Source organism: Gordonia hydrophobica NBRC 16057, from assembly GCF_001592365.1.
Lineage (GTDB): Bacteria > Actinomycetota > Actinomycetes > Mycobacteriales > Mycobacteriaceae > Gordonia > Gordonia hydrophobica.
Map to the genome: position 1 here is coordinate 181641 of NZ_BCWU01000009.1, position 19108 is coordinate 200748.

The following is a 19108-nucleotide window of genomic DNA, read 5'->3' on the forward strand; positions in this document are numbered from 1 at the left end:
AGAGGTCGAAGAATGACGACATGGAACATCGACAGAGCGGCGACGGTCCTGCTCGACGCGGAGGACCGACGCGCTGACCGCGAGCCGCTCACGGACGAGTGGCCGGAGCTCGATCTATCGACCGCCTATCGCATCCAGGACGAGACCCTGCGGCGGCGACAGGAGCGCGGCGAGAAGATCGTCGGTGTCAAACTCGGCCTCACCTCGAAAGCGAAACAGCAGCGGATGGGGATCGACGTCCCGCTCGTGGCGTGGCTGACCGACGCCATGATCCTCGATCCCGACGAACCGGTACCCATCGACGAGTTGATTCACCCGCGGGTGGAGCCGGAGATCGTCTTCGTGATGGGTGCCAGGCTGGCCGGACCGGGCGTCACCGCCGATGAGGCGCGCGCCGCCGTCGCTCAGGTGCACGGTGGTCTCGAGGTGATCGACAGCCGGTACCGCGACTTCCGCTTCACCCTGCCCGACGTGGTCGCGGACAACTCGTCGTCGGGGAAGTTCGTGATGAACCTCGCCGGACGCCCGGCGGCCGAAGTCGACGCCGTAGCCGAGGCCTGCACCCTGTCGCACGGCGGGAAGCAAGTGGCCACAGCGACCGGCGCCGACGTGATGGGCGACCCCGCAGCGGCGCTCGCGCTGGCTGCCAACGTCCTCGCCGAACGCGGACTCGCCATTGAACCGGGCTGGATCGTCCTCACCGGTGGCATGACCGACGCCGTTCACCTCGTCGCCGGGGACGTCGTCCGCATCGACTTCGCCAGTTTGGGTGAGCTGACCATCACGGGAGCGTGAGGCCGGGCCATCAGCGGTAGCGGCAGACGATCGGCCGGAATCGACGCGGGAGGGCGGTCCAGTCGCCCGAGCGCGCGGCGAGGCGATGCGCGAGGATCGTCGCCGCATCTGATCCGGAGTCGACCCGATGCCATGCGATCGGGCCGTGTCCGGCGGCGGTCAGCAGTGTCGACACCCGCGACTCGAACACTTCGCGGAAGAACGGGCTCGACATGACGCCGCCGCACTCCACCGCCCGAAGTGTCGCTGTCGACGGCGCGCGGCGCCCGAGGGCGCGAGCGGTCAGGTCGGCGAGTGCCTCGGCCTGCGACGTCACAATGCGTGTCGCGGCGGCGTCGCCGCGTTCTGCGGCAGCACAGACGGCGCGGGCGAAACCCGCGATGCGCGATTTGGTGCCGTCGTCGCTGATGCTGAGTCTGCGGAACGTGGCGATGACCTCCGACTCGGTCGACGCGTCGTAGTGCTCGGCGAAGCGATCCGACAGCTCGCTCGCGGTACCGACCTCGAGGTGGTGCGCCACCTGACGGATGGCGTCGAGGCCGATCCAGAACGCGGAGCCCTGATCGGCCGCCACCCAGTCATGGCCGCCGGCCGAGACGATCTCCTGCTCGGACATCCGCACCACGACGTTCGACCCGGTGCCCGCGACCACGACGACGTCGGCGTCGTGTCCCAGCAACAGGGCGGTCGCGTCGTTCGCGGCCGCGGCGACGACCACGTGTCCGCCGAACGCGGTGCCGAGGACCGCGTCGAACGCGGCGGCATACGCGTCGCGGGTGGCCTCGGTGAATCCGGCCGCGGCGACGAAGACGGTGACCGGTGAACCGGCGAGCCCCGCGTTCCGGTAGAACGCCTCGACCTCGCCGAGGATCTCGCGGAGCGTCGCCGGGATCCGGTCAGGACGCAGGTAGCCGGAGAGCGAAGGGTCGCACTCGAAGCGAGCGTCCTGACCGGGCGCGCCGTCGGAAGTCAATGCGACGGTGCTGTGCGTACCGCCGGAGTCGACGGCGACGCAGACGTCGGTCATGGGTCGGCCGACCCCGTCGACGTCAGCCGACGTTCACCCCGTAGTCACGGGCGATGCCGCCCAGGCCGGACGCGTAACCCTGACCGATGGCGCGGAACTTCCAGTCGCCGTTGTGCCGGTACAGCTCGCCGAAGACCATTGCGGTCTCGGTCGACGCGTCCTCGGTGAGGTCGAAGCGCGCGATCTCCTGTCCGGTGGCACGGTTCACGACGCGGATGAACGCGTTGCGGACCTGCCCGAACGACTGGCCGCGGGCATCGGCGTCGTAGATCGAGACCGGGAAGACGACGCCCGCGACGTTCGGGGGCAGCGCCATGAGATCGACGTTGATCGACTCGTCATCGCCCTCGCCCTCACCGGTCAGGTTGTCGCCGGTGTGCTCCACACTGCCGTCGGGCGACCGCAGGTTGTTGAAGAACACGAAGTGCGCGTCCGACAGCACCCGCTGGTCGGCGCCGACGATGAGCGCGCTGCCGTCAAGGTCGAAGTCCGCGCCGGTACTGGTGCGCACGTCCCAGCCGAGTCCGACCGTGACCGCCGTCAGTCCGGGGGCCTCCTTGGTGAGTGAGACGTTTCCGCCCTTGCTCAAACTGACACTCATGTAGTGCTCCTTTCATATCGATGTTCACGCGGGGTGGATCCCCGGGCCGAGTTCGGTCAGCCCAGGTGGGGAACGACGAAGGGCAGAGCCTTCTTCGGGGTCTTGGCGTTGAAGCCCTCGCCGATGGCGCGCAGCTTCCAGTCACCGCCCTCACGATTGACCACGGCCATCGTGACGCCGGTGAAGGGCATGCCGCCGGCCAGCGTGTAGCGGGCCAGCTCGGCGTTGGTGGTCTGGTCGATCAAGCGGCAGTAGGCGTTCTCGACCTCGGCGAACGTCTGGCCGCGATAGGACGTGACGATGAAGACGAGGTTGTCGATGTGCGGGGGAACGGCGGGCAGGTCGACAGCCACCACCTCGTCGTCACCGTCGCCTTCGCCGGTCAGATTGTCGCCCGAGTGCACGATGGAGCCGTTGCCCGAGCGCAGCTGGCCGAAGTAGACCACCTCGACGCACTGGCCGCCGGAGAACATCAGCACCGAGGCGTCCAGGTCGATGCTGCCGGAACTCTTTCCGCCGAACATGCCGCGCTTGCGGATCGGATCCCAGCCGAGGCCCATCAGGATGCGGGTCAGCGCCACCCCGCCGTCCTTGCGGAGCGACACCTTCTGGCCCTTGACCAGGGAGACGGGCCGGTTCTTGCTCAAGCTGATCTCGGCCGGCGCGGCGGGTGCCGCGGGCGGCTGATTGTAGGCAGGCATCTGATGGTGGGCCGGCGCGCTGGGCGGCGGCTGGTTGTACGTGGGCTGGTTATACGTCGGCTGGTTGTAGTTCGGCTGGTTGTAGGTCGGCGCGTCGTACATGGGAGCCGCTGCAGGCGGAGCGTACGACGGCGTGCTGCCCGGCGGGGTGTACGACGGCGCGTCGGGGTTGGGTGGGGTGTACGACGGCGCGTCAGGGTTGGGTGGGGTGTACGACGGCGCGGTGGTGCTCGGCGGGGTGTACGAGGGTGCAGGGGCCTGCGGCGGCGCAGGCGGTGCAGCCGGGGGCGCAGGCGGTGCGGCCGGGGGCGCCGCCGGAGGTGCGGGTTCGTCGTCGACGGACACCCCGTGGTCGCGGACCAGGTCGGCGAAGCCGCCGGCGTATCCCTGGCCGACGGCGCGGACCTTCCAGGCTCCGGCGCGCTGATAGATCTCGACCGCGATCACGACGGACTCGCTGGAGAGCTCGCCGATCACGTACTCGAACAGCGGTGCGCCGTTCGCGTCGGTGACGCGGGTGACCGGCGGCGCGAACTGTCCGAAGCTGCGGGAGGCGTCGTCGAGCGTGATGACGGTCCGGACGGCGTCGATCCCGCTGGGGATCTGCGCCGTCGAGATGTGCAACCGGCCGTCGCGCAGGGCGACGCCGGGGCCGTTCGGTTGATTGAAGAAGATGAAGTCGGCGTCGGTGCGGACCTTGCCGTCGGCGGTCACGAGCAGGCCGGACACGTCGGCGGGCGCGGACAGGTCCACGCTGATGACGACGTCGGCGACGGGCAGCGGCGCGTTCTGGCCTTTGGAGAGTGATGTCATGGTTTCCTCATGGCTCGGAGTGGACAACGACGGGTGCGTCTGGAGCAGACGATTCGGTGGACCGATCGGCGAACCAACGCAAGATCTCCTCGCCGGCCATGATGCCGGAAGAATCGGTGATGCGGAGGTTGTCGGTGGTCCAGCCCGATTCCTCCAGTTCACCGTGACGCGGTCGGATGGCGCGGTCGGCGTACGTCAGCAGATCGGCGTCGAGACGGCCGTCACCCGCGGCGAGGACCGGCGCATCGGGGCGCAGCAGCCCGTCGTCGATCAGGCGGTCACGCACATGGGCGACCGCCGCCGACTTGGTGACCGCGTGCGGCATCGCGTAGATCTTGCGTCCCTGCTGCGACACCGACCAACCGCGCGGCTCGCACCAGGCGTGCCACTGCGCGAGGAAGTCGGCAGGCTGACGGCTCGGCTCCACCACCAGGTAGCAGAAGAGGTCGTCGGCAACGCGGACCTTGCCGACCCAGTCGGTGTGGATGCGGGTCAACAGATCGGCGTGCACCTCGGCGAGGGTCGCCGACGTGGCAGCGGCGGCCACGACGCGTCGCCGCCACGGATCGTCGTTCTCACCGGCGTGGAGGATGCGGCCGCCGTTGCTGACGACGGCGAACCGGAACGGGCCGCCCGGCAACTCGATGCGCTCGAACTGCCCGCGCGTCCGGGTGGTCACCGGCACCACCGGCGTGCGGTCGGCGAGCGCGGCGAGCAGACCGGCCGCAGCCTCGGTCATGTACGACAGCGGGGCGCCGTCGTACACCTCCACGCAGCGGTCGACGTCCCGCGCACCCGCCGCCCGCGAATAGATCATCGTCCGATCCAGATCGGTCGCCACGAGCGCGCTCACACCGACTCCTTGATCAGCCCGATGCACGAGTACGCGAGATCGGGCACCACGTCGACGGGGACGCCGCGTTCGGCGGCGAGCATCCGGATGTGCGCGTGCTCGGGCAGATCGTCGTCGCGGATCAGAATCCGCCACGGCACGCGGCGCAGCAGCACGCGGGTGGTCTCGCCGATCCCCGGTTTCACGAAGTTGATGGACGAGAGGCCGTAGCGCTCCTGCATCCGCTCCACCGAACGCCACCCCGCCCACGACGGTGCGCGATCGGCGCCGCGGAGCTCGACGGCCCGGCTGCGTGCGGTCTGCGCGACGTCGTCGAACCGGTCGGAGATCGCGTCGAGGAAGCGATTGGAGACGTCGGCCGACGCCAGGTCCCGATAGAACTTGGCGCCGTGGAAATCGCCCGGACCGATCAGCTCTGCGTTGAGCACGGTCCGCGACACCAGCCCGGACACGGTGGAGTTCAAGCAGGCCGAGGCGATCAGGAAGTCGTCGCGCGTGCCGTACAGCGGCGTGCACGACCCCGGGTCCGCGAGCACCGCGAGTTCCGGATCCAAGCGGACGCCGCCGGCCGCGGCGTACTCGTCGAGGGCGTCGGCGAGCTCGCGGGTGATCGCACCCTTGCCGGTCCACCCGTCGACGAAGACCACCGACGCAGGGTCGTGACGTGCGGTGATGTGATCGAGCGCGACGGCGTCGATGCCGCGGTCGCGCACGATCGACACGCTGTAGTGCGGCGGCCGCACACCGTGGAACTGCTCGATCCACCGGCCGATGAGGACGCCGATCGGCGTCCCCGCGCGCGCCAGGGAGACCAGCGTCGGAGTGGCCGTCCGCTCGGTCAGGATCAGCTCGGCGACCGTCCCGACGGCGGTCGCCAACCGCGCCGCGGACTGCCGGAGCGTCTCGTCGAACAGCTCGCGGTACTCGGGACCGGGCTGGAACTCCACCGGCAACGACTCCGCGTAGTGGGCACGACCGGCCTGGATCTGCTTCTCCCGGACCGCGATGTCGGCCTCCAACTGCTCGGCCGAGAGGTCCTTGACCAGCCACGCCGCCTCGTGCGGCAGGTAGGAGCCGAACCGTGGGCCGCGCAGCGCGCCGAGGGCGGGACGGAGCCGCGTGGAGGCGCCGGCGCGGGCATCGGCCAACCGTTTCGGGTCGGTCGCCGGCACGGTCACGGCGACGACGCGATGACCGGCCGCGGCGAGGACGTCGACCAGACCGCCCGCCGCCCGCAGTCGGTCGGTGTCCGCGGGGGAATCGAGAACCAGGAGCACCGTCGGCAGGACCGCCGCACCGGGCGCCGCGAGGTTGTAGACGAACCGAGCGGCCGGATCCGGGCCCTCGGGCGAGGGGAACGTGAAGCCGCGGCGGAGCGGATAGCCGGGTTCGTCCCGCACGTGCGCGGGCGATCGGGTGGTGGTCTGATAGCGGACGTCGCGCCCGGACGCGGCGAGCCGCTCGGCCAGGCACAGCGGCAGATACATCAGTTCCTCATGGCCGACGACCGTGACCGCTTCGTCGGCGGCGAGGAACCCGGCGACGTGCTCGGCCAGGTCGTCGACGGCCGCGTCGAACGGCGCTTCGTCGGCGGCGAGGAATCCGTGGCGCCCGCCGTCGGGGACGTGCGCGGGCCACGGCGCCGGCGCGAAGACGACGTCGCCGCGCGGACCGGTCGGATTCAACGGGGCGGCGTCGAGCGCATGGACGCGCTCGACCAGATCGTCAGGGAGGCGGATCCGGCCGCGACTGAGCGAGACGAACGCGATGACGACACCGAGCTCGGCGGCCGCGGCACCGCACTCGGCCTCACGCTGCTCGTCGCGCATGTCGACGAGCGACGCCACCAGGTACTCGTCGTGCGGCGCGAGCGCGTGCAGCGACGCGATCGCCTCCACCGCGGTGCGGCCGGTGCTGATCTCGTCGTCGACCAGCACCACCGGCGCTGTGCGGGCGGTGGCCAGGAACGCGGTGTCCGTCGGCTGCAGCAGGTGGGTGGTCGCGTGCGAATGTCCCTCCTCGAACGAGCCGCTGATCTGGGCCCCGGCGACGGCGCGGCGGGTGGAGTGCAGATACCGCGCGGCGCCGATGCGGGCGGCGACGCAGTGACCGAGACCGGTCGCGGTCTCGGCGAAACCGAGGACGGTGGCGGCCGCGGCACGCGGACCGAGGTGTTCGAGGACGGCGTCGCCGAGTGCGTCGGCGCTGCCGCGGACCTCGGCCGGCGGCGTCGGCAGATGCTTGCCCAGCACGGTCGACACCAGCAGGTGCGCGCGTTTGGGATTGCGTCGCAGGCCCAGCTGCACCAGGCTGTCGATCGGGACGTCGGCGGACGCGGCGGCGAGCTCCACGCCCAGGGAGTCGCAGACCCAGCTCGGCGCGGTCATTCGCCGCTCCATGCGGTGAGGAGGTCGACGAAGTTCACGTCGTGCCTCGTGACGCCGAAGACGGCGGCGCGGTCCAGCACGTCGAGTGCCCAGTTGCGGTGTGGTTTCAACTCGTTCATCTTGTTTCTGAACGCCGACGGCTGCGCGCCGCCGCCTTCGTGGTCGGCGATGTCGAGGGCATCCCGGTACTCCTCTTCGGTGACGCACGAGAGTGCGTGGACGATCCCCACGTGCGCGGGGTGGATGACGGTCTTGCCGGAGATCCCGTTGGCGTGGTCGAGGGCGATCTCGCGGAGCAGTCCGTCGAGGTCGCGGTTGACCAGTTGCTTGCGGAAGACGACGGCGTCGTTGTTGCGGAACGGCGTGTGGCGCAGCGTGGGAGCGAACATCCGCTCGTGGTTCGCGAAGTACTCCCACACCGGTCCGGTGATCACGAACCCGGTGCGGTCGCTGCGACCGAGCATGTTGACGATGCTCGCGATCACGTCGGCGGCCACGCGGACGTCGTAGATGGTGACGTCGCGGTCGCGGCGGATGCCGAACAGCCCGCAGATGTCGGTGGCGCCGATGCGGACCGCCAGCACCAGGTCGCGGTAGCGGTTGAGGATCTCCCGGACCCGGACCAGTTCGTCGTCGCGCGTCTCTCGATGCACGACGGCGGCGGTCTCGAGCACGGGCATCGCGTAGAGGCGGTGGCCGGTCTGTCGTGCCGCCTGGGCGACGGCCGCGAGGGCGACCTCCCCGGTGGCGGCCTCGAACTTCGGCAGGACGAAACCGGCGAGCGCATGGCCGGGCGCGAGCCGCTCCACGATCGTCGCGATCTGGTCCGGGGTGCGGATCCGGATGAAGAGCAGCAGGGCGCTCCACCGCTGCTCGGCGAGCTCGTTGACGGCGGTGATCGCCGATTCGAGCGCGGCGTGCTGGTGATCGTCGTCGACCGCGTCCTCGAGGTCGATCACCATCGATGTGACACCGCTGTCGGCGCGGCGACGGATCACCGAGGTCAGATCGCTGCGCGTTGCGGGGACGTACAGCGTCGCGCCGAGGGCGAAGGCGATGCGGCGCGGGGACGAGTCGACGGTGAGGGTCTGCGGCCGGCGCAGGAACAAGTCGTCGAGCACGTCGTCGGGTAGATGACGGAAATGCGATACACCGGACATGGTGTGGGCGTCTAGCACAATGGCTTCCTCGATGAGCTCAGGGCGGTCAGGGCAGGTCGGGGGATGGTGCAGGGTCAGGGGTTGGCGATCTGGTGCCGCATGCGGTCGACCACCTCGGTGATCCGGGCGTCGATGCGCCGCAGTCGGCCGAGATACGACCAGTAGTCGGGATGGATGCTCTCCAGCTCGGTCATCGCGCGGTCGATCCGATCGGACTGCGCATCGAGCACCGAGCCCCACTCGCGCACCAGGCCGCGGTTGGTGGCGAGCAGTTGGGCGTCGCGGAGACGGAAGCGCACGCGCGTCGCCTCGGCTTGCGGGTCGGCCTTCACCTCGCGCAGCTCCACCTGGCGGTCGTGCACGCTGTCGAGGATCTCGCTGGCAGCGGTGAGCTGTTCGCGGGCCCGCTCCGAGATCGCGAGGGACTCGTCGGGCGAGGTCGCGGCGAGCGGCGCCGCCTGCGCGAGGAGTTCCCGGCCCGCGTCGATGGCGGTGCGGGCACCGGCCTCGGCGTCGACGAGATCGGCTGAGCACCCCGCACTGAACTCGCGGAGCAGCGACGAGATGATCGCGGGGACCGTCTCGACGCGGTTCTCGAGTGCCTGGATGCGGGTGGTCAGCGAGCGGACGGTGCGGTCGGCGTCGTCCGCGAGGCCGGGAGCCGCGGCGAGCCGGGCTTCGAGATCGCGAGCCGCCTCGTTGACCGCGTCGGCCGCCGCCTGCCGCTCGGACAGTCCGTGCGCGGCGTCGAAGACACCGATCCGTCGGCTCAACTCGTCCGCGGCCCGGCGCACGGTGACCAGGGTCGCGAACTGGACGGGTGCGGCGTCGAGCGCCGCCGTCGCGCGGGTCGCCGCCGTCCGCGCCTCGCGCTCGGCATGGGCCGATCCCGCCATCGCGGTCCGACCCGCCTCGAGCGTGCGACCGTGCCGTGCCGCGAACCGATCGATGTCGGCGGCGAGCGCCCGGAACGAGTTCAGGCACCCGTTCACGGCCTGCGGGGTCGCGTCGTCGGAGTCGGCTACCGAGACGCGCAGGTACACGCCGAGGATCGCGTCGTACTGTTCCCGGAGACGATCCCAGTCCGCGCTCGGATCGCCGGGGATCCGAGCGGCGCGAGCCGCTTGGACCGCCGGGTCGATCTCGGTCATCCGTCGCTCGCACTCGAATAAGGCAGCCGTCAGCCCAGCGAGCTGGTCCGCAGAGGCTCGGACGACGGCGGGACGTCGACTGAAGAGGCCGCGGCGAGGATTGCTGGGCACGATTCGATGCTAGCGATCGACGGCGCCGGGGTCGGTCTTCCGACTCCGACGCCGCAACCGATCGTGCTACTTGCGCCCGGCGGTCCAGCGCATGCCGAAGCCGTAAGCTTCGTCGACCTCGCGCTGGGCGCCCTGGATATAGCGGACCTCGCGGCTGACCTGCATCTCACCGTTCACATTGGTGAGCATGGCGACGGCGCACGAGATGGCGCGGTCGTCGGCGGAGTCCAGCAGCACCTCCACCTGCGGACCACTCGTCGGGACGAGGGTGACGACGCCGTTGGCGCTGCTCCAGTTCGGCGCACCCTCGTAGATGTACGCGAAGATCAGGATGCGGCGGAAGGCGTTGACCTGGCCGAGGTTGATGAAGAGGTTCTCCCCGCCTTCGCTGGTGCCGCTGCGGTCGTCGCCGTCGAGGAAGATGAACGGCGCCTGCTGGAGGTTGCCGAACGAGTTCCCCAGCGCCTGGACGATGCCCTTGGTGCCGTCGGCGAGCTCGTACATCGCGGCGAGATCGAGATCGATCCCCTTCTTCTTCCGGAAGAAGCCGCCGGTGGCGCCCTGCGTCCAGTTCAGGTTGATCCGCATGTTGCCCTGGACCTCGCCGCGCTTGGTCAGGGAGACGGTCGGACGGCTCTTGTCGAGGGTGACCTTGTTCATGTTCACAGCCATGGTGGCTCCTTGGGTGGTGGGTGCGGGGTCGATCGCGGGCCGCGGCGGTTCGACGTCAGACCGTCTCGACGGCCTTCGCGCGGCGCAGGCGCAGCACGCTGCTGAGGAACGACGCGAGGATGAGGACGACGCCGACCAGACCGGTCACGATCTCCGGAACCGGGGTGCCGATCGAGTACATCAGGATGACGGCCAGAGCGCCGATCGCCCAGTGCGCGCCGTGCTCGAGGTAGACGTAGTCGGACAGGGTGCCCTGGCGGACCAGGAACACGGTGAGCGAACGAACGAACATCGCACCGATCAAACCGAGGCCGAGCGCGATGATGATCGGATCCGCGGTGATCGCGAAGGCGCCGATGACGCCGTCGAATGAGAACGACGCATCCAGCACCTCCAGGTACAGGAACAGGAAGAAGCCCGCCTTACCCGCCACCTTCGCCAGGTCCGACGGCCCGGAGCGGGTGTCATCGTCCGCCTCGTCGTCGGTGTGGAACATCTCGCCCAGTCCATTGACGGCGATGTAGGTGATCATGCCGAGGGCGCCGGCGATCATGACGGTCGCGGTCTCGTCCTCGTGGGCGATGAACGTCGCCGTGATGACGAGCAGTCCGGTCGCGATGATCACCGGAAGCTGCTCCAGCTTGCCGATACGGATCAGCGGCCGCTCGATCCACGACAACCAGGTGATCTCCTTGTCGTCGAAGATGAAGCCGAGGAACAGCATCAGCAGGAACATGCCGCCGAACGCCGCGATCTGCGGGTGCGCGTCGGTGATGATCGTCTCGTACGACGGGGAGCCGTCGGCGAAGTACTCCGCGCCGTTCGCGGGCGGGTTCAGCGCCAGGTCGAGAGCTTGGATCGGGTTGAGACCCGAGGCCAGCCACACCACCGCGAGCGGGAACACCAGACGCATGCCGAACACCGCGATCACGATGCCGACGGTCAGGAACATCTTCTGCCAGAACTCGCTCATCCGCCGCAGGACGGTCGCGTTGATCACCGCGTTGTCGAACGACAGCGAGACTTCCAGCACGCCGAGGATCAGGGTCAGAACGACTGCGGTGGGGCCGCCGTAGAAGAAGGCAGCGATCAACGCTGCGATGGTGATGACAAATGACATGCCGAAGATGCGCAATATCACGTTTCGGGACGGCCCTTCTTGAAGTGACGATGCACCCCGGTACGCGGGTGCGCACCGGGGCGGTGGAACTGATTAAACGTTGACGCCGTAGTCGCGAGCGATGCCCGCGAGACCCGAAGCGTAGCCCTGACCGACGGCGCGGAACTTCCAGTCGGCACCGTTGCGGTACAGCTCGCCGAACACCATGGCGGTCTCGGTGGAAGCGTCCTCGCTGAGGTCGTAGCGGGCGATCTCGGCGCCGCCGTTCTTGTTCACGACGCGGATGTACGCGTTGCGGACCTGGCCGAACGACTGCGAGCGGGCGTCCGCGTCGTAGATCGAGACGGGGAACACGATGGAGTCGATCTCCGGGGGAACGGCAGCGAGGTCGACGTTGATCTGCTCGTCGTCGCCGTCGCCCTCACCGGTCAGGTTGTCGCCGGTGTGCTCGATGGAGCCGTCCGGCGAACGCAGGTTGTTGAAGAAGACGAAGTGCTGGTCGGAGACGACCTTCTTGTCTGCGCCGAGCGCGATGGCGCTGCCGTCGAGGTCGAAGTCGGTGCCGGTGGTGGTCCGGGCGTCCCAGCCCAGGCCCATGGTCACGGCGGTGAGGCCGGGAGCCTCCTTGGTCAGGGAGACGTTGCCGCCCTTGGTAAGGCTCACACCCATGCTGTTCTCGCTTTCGTCGTCGGGAAGTCACCCGGGTCGTTTGTGTGCGCAGCCGCTGCTGATCGGACGCACCACCACACTATCCGTGACATCGGACATCTGCGCACGTCCACGATCGTTCAGACGACGGATCTCGAGGGGCCTCGTCGTCGACGAGCGCGCGGGCCGCACCGCCCGCGCCGTCATGCGAATGACTGAAATCCGTGTGCCAGAACGCCGAATTGAGGGTCCTGCCCACTGCGACGGACATTCCGGTCGCCTATCGTTCCATCCACGGTGTTCCCGAGAGCCATGCGGGGTGGGCGCCGCAACGAGGTACGACTGAGGGGAACAGCCAGTGAATCCATACAATCCGGGACCGGGTCCCGCGCCGCAGGGGCCGGTCGGAAACTATGGGCCGGCGCAGCCCGGACCGATGCCGGGCTACCCGCCGCAGCCGCAGCGCACACCGCTCGACCTCGGCCGTGCCGCGTCGATCGTGGTCGCCGTCGCAGGTGTCGTCGTCCTGTTCTGCACGCTGCTCAACCTCTACACCGTCACTGTGATGCCGGGGAAGGTCAGTAATGACGTCAACGGCACCGTCGACGTCGGCATCGGCTTCTACACCATGGTGCCGTTCAACGCCCCGATCATCGGCATGGCGATCCCGCTGCTGATGGTCGTTGCGGCGGCGACGGCGCTGCCGGGTGTGCTCGGGCGTCGGCAGGGCGTCCTCGTCTCCGCGGTCAGCGCGATCTCGGCGACTCTGCTCGCCCTGGTCATGATGTTCGTGAGCCCGCTGCCCGAGGTCGCGCTCACCGGCGACCTGGCGCGGGAGGCGAACGACAGCCTGCAGAACGAGTTCGGCATCTCCTCGGTGGACGAGTTCGTCGACCGCGTGGTCGACGTCGGTCCCGGCGCGGGGCTGATCATCGCGTTCGTGTTCGGCCTTCTCGCCTCGGCGGCCGCGGTGTTCGTGTACATCCGGAGCGACGACGCGCGCGGTGAGTCGGCGCCCCGCGGCTGGGTGGCGCAGCCGCCCGTCGCCCCGCCGACCGGCGGCTTCGTTCCGCACCCCGACCAGCAGACGGTGCCCGGGATGCCCAGCGCCCCGATGCCGACGCAGGTGGCGCAGCCCCAGCCCGGTTTGCAGCAGCCCGGTCTGCAGCAGCCCGGTCAGCAGGGCTGGGGCGGACCTGCGGGGCCGCAGTGAGCCGCGCACGGATCGTCGCCGCGGCGACCGGCCTGCTCGGCCTGCTCGGTCTCGGTCTCACGCTGTTACCGCTGGTCACCGTGAGCGCCAGTGAACGGCTGCTGCGCCTGTTGTTCGACGAGGACACCTTCTGGCGGTACTGGATCGACGGCGCGACGGTCGAGGAGAACTGGGACTTCCTGTGCAAGCAGTACCAGGAGCGGTGCCCCGGTCAGAGCAGCGGACAGCTCGACGTCAACGCCTACGACCTGATCGCGTCAGGCGTCGCGGTCAGCGCGATCGTTCCCGTCGCGCTCGCGCTCGCCGTCGCAATCGGCGCCCTGTCCGCCTGGCGCGTGCAGGACAGTCGGGTGTTCGGCTTCGTCTCGCTGGCGAGCCTGAGCGCGCTCGCCGTGCTCGCCTTCACCACCATCAAGCCGTCGATCGTGGTCAGCGGTTCGGGGGAATTCGGCGACATGGACTCACAGACGACGAGCGGGGGCACCGGCGACCTCGACTTCTCGATCGGCGCCGGGCTGTATCTCCCCGCCGCGGTCTTGACCGTCATCTTCCTGCTGAACGCCTGGCAGGCGATCTCGACGCTGCTCGACGACCGGCGACCGGAACCCGTCGCGACGGCGTTCGCGCCGTACTGATCGCAGGTGAACAGGGCGTCAGTCGCCGACTGACGCCCTCGGCGTCTCCCGCAGAGCGGCCGCCACCAGCGGAAAGATCAGCACCGACAGGAGTCCGGAGCCCACGAGAATCGCCGCCTGCGTCGAGGTGAGGACCTCCTGCCGGACGCCGATGTCGGTGACGACGACGATGATCGGCAGGCCGGTGGCGCCGAACAAGCCGGTCGCGATCTGCTCGCGACGCGAGGCGCCCGCGGGTGCGGCGAGCATCGAGGGCAGCCCACGGACCAGCAGCAGCGCGACCAGAACGGCGGGGATCCACAGGAACGAGGCGGGGGCGTCGAGCAGGGCCGCAAGGTCGAACTTCACGCCCGTGTAGACGAAGAAGATCGGCACAAGGAAACCGAACGCGACCGCGTCGACCTTGGCCTCCACCGAACGCTGAGTGCTCTCGTCGGCGTCGCGGATCAGCAGCTTCCACACGATGCCCGCGGTGAACGCGCCGAGCAGCATGTCGATCTCGAGCTGCAGCGTCAGGAACACCAGGATCGCCAGCACGGCCAGGACGGCGCGCACCGCGAACTGCGCCGAGGTGTGCAGGGTCGATTCGACGAAGCGGTGGAGCCGCTGATGCGGTCGGCGACCCGCCTGCACGATCGCGACGACGGCGATGACGCCGAAGAGCACCAGCACCAGGCTCGCGGCGCCGAGCGACCGGCCGCCGAGGAAGAGCGAGATCGCGACGATCGGCCCGAACTCGCCTGCCGCGCCGAGCGCGCCGATCGAATCGCCGAACGGAGTTCCGAGATCCCCGGAGTCGCGCAGGATCGGCAGCAGCGTGCCCAGCGCCGTCGACGCCAGGCTGATCCCGATGATGATGGCACCGAGCCCCGGTGAGACGGCGAATCCGGCGGCAACGCCGACGCCGATGCTGATCAGCCAGCCGAGCCACGCACGTCTGGCGGTACGTCCGCGCACGGCGGACGCGGTCAGTTCGGTTCCCGCGACGAAGAAGAGCAGGGTGACGCCGAACTCCGACAGCTTGCTGATGAACTCCGCCTCGTCGACCCACCCGAGCAGCGCCGGCCCCGCGAGGATGCCGAGCACCAGCTCGAAGACCACGACCGGGATCGTGACCCAGCGCCCCAGTCCACGGGAGAGGATCGGTGCGATCAGCACGAGGAGCGGAACCACCAGCAGTGCGGTCGTCGACGTCGACATGTGCTGAGCGTAAACCGGGGCTTCCGCCTGCGCGGCGCGACCTCGTCAGTCAGGCCGCGGCGTCGAGCACGTCCGCGTGCCCGTGCCTGCGGCACCAACTGACGAGGTACCGGGCGTGTACGCCGCACCACCGGTAGACCGACCCCTGCGTGAGCGGCAGCGCCGGGTCATGCTCACCGCGGGCGATCATGATCGGCCCGAGGTAGTGGCTGGTGACCTTGTTCGCGGTGCTCGGCGCGACGCGTGCGGCCGCGGCGAGGGAGGCGTTGTCGCTGGCTCGGCCGGCGGCGATGGCGCCGGCGAGACGACCGGCCGTCGAACCGCGGCGGCCCTGCAGATGGGTGTACAGGGGTTCATCACCGTGGGCGGGCGGGATGGTCTGCAGTCGGTTGCCGAGCGCGACCGCACGGATCGAGTCCATGAAGGGATGCAGGCCCTTCGACTTGGGGAACACGCCCCAGACCTCGTCGCGGAGCTGCGCCTCATCGAGGTGGTCGCGCTCCATGCTGTGGCCCTGCGTCGCGAGGAGGACCGGCGCCAGCCGGTCCACCGCACGGAGACGGTCGATCGCGTCGAGACCGTCGAAGGTCCACTCGGTCTGCGGCTGATTCCAGATCAGATCGGCACACACCACGTCGTAGCGGACGCGTCCGGTGATGGCGCGGTCGAACTCGGACTCGGTGGCGGCGACGGTGACCGTCACGTCGGGGAAGTTCGCCTCCAGCGGGGCCGCGACGATGCGCCCGAGTGGTGAGGCGATCAGAATACGCAGTCCGGTTGACACGGGAGAAGAATACGTTCGAAACCCTGTTCATGTGTAATCGCGCATGCACGCGCTGAGATCGTGCGCGGATCCCTACCGATCGTCCTCCGAAAGGATGTCTACCCGGCTGTATCGGGCGTGCCGACCGTCGATGCTTGTTCGAGTCGGGACAGGAGAACGGGAGCGATGACCACATGACGATCACTGACACCTCCGCGCGCGGTCGGGACCATCGGTCTCGAGTCCAGTCGGCGGCGTCGAAGCGCAGTGCCCGCTCACTCCGGCGGCCGCTCCCCGAACGAGCAGTGCTGCTGGTGGATTCGATCGGGGTCGTCTCCGCCTCAGTGCTCGACGGCGACGTGACCGTGGCCTGGATTCGGACGCTGGGCTACGACGCGGAGCGGATCGATGCGCGCTGCGTCGGTGCGCGGACCGTTCTGCCGCGTGTCCTGCTCGTACGCGGCACCGAGGCGCTGTCGGGGCTGGCGCCGACGGCACTGAAGCGGATGCGGGTCGTCGTGCTGGTCGACGGCGCCGAATCGGTCACCGTGCCGAGAACGGTGCGGGTGATCCGGAACGACCACCGCGCGGGAGAGGAGATCCGCACCGCGATCGCCGAACTGCTCGGCGTACCGCCTGCGCCGCAGCCGGTGCCGCTCTCGCCGCGGGAACAGGAAGTGCTTGCCACGTATGTCCTCGGCGCGACCGTCGCAGAGACCGCGGAGATCCACTTCATCGCCGAATGCACGGTGCGGACCCACTACCGTCGGGTGACGCGGCGGTACGACGACGCCGGTCGCCCGGTCACCAACAAGGCGCAACTGCTCCTGGCCATGGTCTCGGACGGCTGGTTGCGGCTCGACGGCTCGCTGGGCCGAGTCGACGGTCTGGAGTGACACGACGACGCCCGTCCCGGAACAGATCCGGGACGGGCGTCGGAAGTGGCTCAGTCGGTGACTAGTCGGCACCGATGATGAAGGCCTCGAGCTGCTGGCGCGCGAGGTCGTCGGCGACCTGCTCGGGCGGGCTCTTCATCAGGTAGGCCGATGCCGGGAGGATCGGGCCGCCGAGGCCGCGGTCCTTGGCGATCTTCGCGGCGCGAACCGCGTCGATGATGATGCCTGCCGAGTTCGGGGAGTCCCAGACCTCGAGCTTGTACTCCAGGTTCAGCGGGGCGTCGCCGAAAGCACGACCTTCGAGGCGGACGTAGGCCCACTTGCGGTCGTCGAGCCATGCGACGTAGTCGGACGGGCCGATGTGCACGTTCTTGTCGTACACCTTGTTCGCCAGGCTGCCGTGCAGGTTGCTGGTGACGGCCTGCGTCTTGCTGACCTTCTTGGACTCCAGGCGCTCACGCTCGAGCATGTTCTTGAAGTCCATGTTGCCGCCGACGTTCAGCTGGTACGTGCGATCCAGGGCTACGCCGCGGTCCTCGAACAGCTTGGCCATGACGCGGTGCGTGATGGTGGCGCCGACCTGGCTCTTGATGTCGTCGCCGACGATCGGAACACCGGCGGCGCGGAACTTCTCGGCCCACTCGGGGTCGGAGGCGATGAAGACGGGGAGCGCGTTGACGAAGGCGACGCCGGCGTCGATGGCGCACTGCGCGTAGAACTTGTCGGCCTGATCCGAACCGACGGGGAGGTAACTGACCAGGACGTCGACCTCGAGGTCCTTCAGCGTCTGGACCATGTCGACGCCCTCGCCGTCGGCCTCGGTGATGGTCTCCTTGTAATACTTGCCGAGACCGTCGAGGGTGTGGCCGCGCTGGACCGGCACGTTCAGCGGGGGAACGTCAGTGATCTTGATCGTGTTGTTCTCGCTGTTGTTGATCGCCTCGGAGAGGTCGAAGCCGACCTTCTTGGCGTCGACGTCGAAGGCCGCGACGAACTCGACGTCGCCGACGTGGTAGTCGCCGAACTTGACGTGCATGAGACCGGGGATCTCAGCGGTCGGATCGGCATCCTTGTAGTAGTGCACGCCCTGAACCAAGGATGAGGCGCAGTTACCCACGCCAACGATGGCCACGCGCACTTTGTTGGTATCACCCATGGTCGGGATCTCCTTCTTGTTGCAGCGGTACGGCGGGTTGCTGTGCCGCCGAGTTCTTACTTCCGTCGTCCCGCGGCGCCGGTTCGGGCGATGCGGAGCGATGTTCTTGGGTGCCGGCCGAGCCCGAGGCCTCGTCGGCGATCAATTTGTTGAGCCACTGGACCTCGCGTTCGGAGGTCTCCAGGCTGAGCTCGTGCATCTGCCGGGTGTAGTACTGATCGGTCGACCGGGTGGTGCGGCCGATCAGCTCGCGCAGCCCCTCGCGACGTTCCTCCACCTGGCGGCGACGACCCTCCAGGATGCGCATCCGCGCGACGGCGGGGGTGCGGCTGAAGAACGCCAGGTGCACGCCGAAGCCGTCGTCGGTGTAGTTCTGCGGCCCGGTGTCGGCCACCAACTCGGCGAAACGTTCTTCGCCTGCGGGCGTCAGGCGATACACGCGGCGAGCGCGTCGAACCTTGGTGGCGGTGAGGCGCTCGGGCTCGTCCTCGGCGATGAGGCCGTCGGTCTGCATCCGACGCAGGGTCGGGTACAGCGAACCGTACGAGAACGCGCGAAATGCTCCGAGCAGTCCGGTCAGTCGTTTGCGAAGTTCATACCCGTGCATGGGCGATTCGAGCAGAAGGCCGAGAATCGCCATTTCGAGCATGATCCGGCCCCCTTTCGCTGCGTTATCGCGCCTTGATGCAGCATCCAATGTATCGCATCGATATAACTCGGTCGAAACTCATCGGTAGTGTGCTCCGATTGATTTCCATCACACGGCGAGTCTTCAGGTGCGCACGTCTAGGCTGGGGGTCGTGAACCGCCAGATCGTGGACTTCGCACTCGCGCGACGCGAGTGCCTGTCGCGTGTGCGGACGGGCCAGACGTCGGTGGCGTCGGTGTGCGACGCCGACACCTATCTGGTCCGGGCGGCGAAGTTCCATGGGCGAGCGACCTCGCAGGTGTGCCCGATCTGCCGAAAAGAGCAGGTCACCTGGGTGTCGTGGGTGTTCGGCGAGCACCTCGGACGAATCCATGGCTCGGCGCGCTCGGCAACGGAGATCACCGCGCTCGACGCGAGTGCGCGCGAGTTCACCGTGCATGTGGTCGAGGTGTGCCGGACCTGCCGCTGGAACTATCTCGTTCAGTCGTACGTTGCCGGGTTGCCCGGAGACGTCGATCGTCGGCGTCGTCGGGTTGCGAAGTGATGTGACAGGAGTT

At 68.8% G+C, this 19108-nt stretch carries 19 protein-coding genes; 5 read left to right on the forward strand and 14 right to left on the reverse strand.

Going from position 1 to position 19108, the window contains the following annotated elements; translation table 11 throughout:
- Positions 1–12 precede the first annotated feature (12 nt).
- Positions 13–795: a 2-keto-4-pentenoate hydratase gene (locus GH2_RS15885; protein WP_066170037.1), complete on the forward strand. Its 783-nt coding sequence runs from the start codon at positions 13–15 to the stop codon at positions 793–795.
- 10 nt (positions 796–805) lie between these two features.
- Here the strand turns inward: GH2_RS15885 and GH2_RS15890 are convergent, their stop codons facing one another.
- The 10 genes from GH2_RS15890 to GH2_RS15935 all read right to left on the reverse strand — a co-directional run bounded on the left by GH2_RS15890 (position 806) and on the right by GH2_RS15935 (position 12060).
- On the reverse strand, positions 806–1822 hold the full coding sequence (locus GH2_RS15890) for a BadF/BadG/BcrA/BcrD ATPase family protein (RefSeq protein WP_066170040.1): 1017 nt from the start codon (positions 1820–1822) through the stop codon (positions 806–808).
- Between the two features lie 22 nt (positions 1823–1844).
- Positions 1845–2423 (reverse strand): TerD family protein, encoded by a 579-nt coding sequence (locus tag GH2_RS15895; RefSeq protein WP_066170045.1) that lies wholly within the window; start codon positions 2421–2423, stop codon positions 1845–1847.
- 56 nt (positions 2424–2479) lie between these two features.
- Positions 2480–3937 (reverse strand): TerD family protein, encoded by a 1458-nt coding sequence (locus GH2_RS15900; protein ID WP_066170047.1) that lies wholly within the window; start codon positions 3935–3937, stop codon positions 2480–2482.
- Positions 3938–3944: 7 nt separating this feature from the next.
- A complete protein-coding gene (locus GH2_RS15905) occupies positions 3945–4790 on the reverse strand; it encodes an HAD family hydrolase (RefSeq protein ID WP_066170050.1) in 846 nt (281 codons plus the stop codon).
- Positions 4787–7177 (reverse strand): phosphoribosyltransferase, encoded by a 2391-nt coding sequence (locus GH2_RS15910; RefSeq protein WP_084247549.1) that lies wholly within the window; start codon positions 7175–7177, stop codon positions 4787–4789. The genes GH2_RS15905 and GH2_RS15910 overlap by 4 nt, the downstream gene beginning before the upstream one ends.
- Positions 7174–8337, reverse strand: coding sequence for an HpcH/HpaI aldolase/citrate lyase family protein (locus tag GH2_RS15915; protein ID WP_066170058.1), 1164 nt, complete (start codon positions 8335–8337; stop codon positions 7174–7176). Before GH2_RS15915 ends, GH2_RS15910 begins: the two co-directional genes overlap by 4 nt.
- Before the next feature lie 74 nt (positions 8338–8411).
- Entirely contained in the window at positions 8412–9488 is a 1077-nt protein-coding gene (locus GH2_RS15920) for a hypothetical protein (protein WP_066170060.1), read from the reverse strand.
- Positions 9489–9665: 177 nt separating this feature from the next.
- Positions 9666–10271, reverse strand: coding sequence for a TerD family protein (locus GH2_RS15925; protein ID WP_066170063.1), 606 nt, complete (start codon positions 10269–10271; stop codon positions 9666–9668).
- A gap of 55 nt (positions 10272–10326) precedes the next feature.
- Positions 10327–11412: a DUF475 domain-containing protein gene (locus tag GH2_RS15930; RefSeq protein ID WP_066170066.1), complete on the reverse strand. Its 1086-nt coding sequence runs from the start codon at positions 11410–11412 to the stop codon at positions 10327–10329.
- Between the two features lie 72 nt (positions 11413–11484).
- On the reverse strand, positions 11485–12060 hold the full coding sequence (locus tag GH2_RS15935; protein WP_066170067.1) for a TerD family protein: 576 nt from the start codon (positions 12058–12060) through the stop codon (positions 11485–11487).
- A 337-nt stretch (positions 12061–12397) separates the two neighbouring features.
- On the opposite strand from GH2_RS15935, the gene GH2_RS15940 reads away from it, so the two are divergent.
- A complete protein-coding gene (locus GH2_RS15940) occupies positions 12398–13252 on the forward strand; it encodes a hypothetical protein (protein WP_157086116.1) in 855 nt (284 codons plus the stop codon).
- On the forward strand, positions 13249–13887 hold the full coding sequence (locus tag GH2_RS15945; RefSeq protein ID WP_066170069.1) for a hypothetical protein: 639 nt from the start codon (positions 13249–13251) through the stop codon (positions 13885–13887). Before GH2_RS15940 ends, GH2_RS15945 begins: the two co-directional genes overlap by 4 nt.
- 18 nt (positions 13888–13905) lie before the next feature.
- On the opposite strand, the gene GH2_RS15950 is transcribed toward GH2_RS15945, so the two are convergent.
- Positions 13906–15087: a cation:proton antiporter gene (locus GH2_RS15950; protein WP_066170073.1), complete on the reverse strand. Its 1182-nt coding sequence runs from the start codon at positions 15085–15087 to the stop codon at positions 13906–13908.
- 49 nt (positions 15088–15136) lie between these two features.
- A complete protein-coding gene (locus GH2_RS15955; RefSeq protein WP_066170076.1) occupies positions 15137–15871 on the reverse strand; it encodes an MSMEG_1198 family transcriptional regulator in 735 nt (244 codons plus the stop codon).
- A 173-nt stretch (positions 15872–16044) separates the two neighbouring features.
- Here GH2_RS15955 and GH2_RS22020 point away from each other — a divergent pair, with 173 nt between their 5' ends.
- A complete protein-coding gene (locus tag GH2_RS22020; protein ID WP_239589038.1) occupies positions 16045–16746 on the forward strand; it encodes a helix-turn-helix transcriptional regulator in 702 nt (233 codons plus the stop codon).
- 61 nt (positions 16747–16807) lie between these two features.
- Here GH2_RS22020 and GH2_RS15965 read toward each other — a convergent pair whose 3' ends face one another.
- Together GH2_RS15965 and GH2_RS15970 are read right to left on the reverse strand one after the other, a co-directional pair.
- On the reverse strand, positions 16808–17902 hold the full coding sequence (locus tag GH2_RS15965; protein ID WP_066170083.1) for an inositol-3-phosphate synthase: 1095 nt from the start codon (positions 17900–17902) through the stop codon (positions 16808–16810).
- Positions 17895–18551 carry a PadR family transcriptional regulator gene (locus tag GH2_RS15970; RefSeq protein WP_066170085.1) on the reverse strand — a complete coding sequence of 219 codons (657 nt, stop codon included), beginning with the start codon at positions 18549–18551 and terminating at the stop codon, positions 17895–17897. The genes GH2_RS15965 and GH2_RS15970 overlap by 8 nt, the downstream gene beginning before the upstream one ends.
- Before the next feature lie 151 nt (positions 18552–18702).
- On the opposite strand from GH2_RS15970, the gene GH2_RS15975 reads away from it, so the two are divergent.
- Complete coding sequence (locus tag GH2_RS15975; RefSeq protein ID WP_066170087.1) at positions 18703–19095, forward strand: DUF5318 family protein; 393 nt, start codon at positions 18703–18705, stop codon at positions 19093–19095.
- Positions 19096–19108 lie beyond the last annotated feature (13 nt).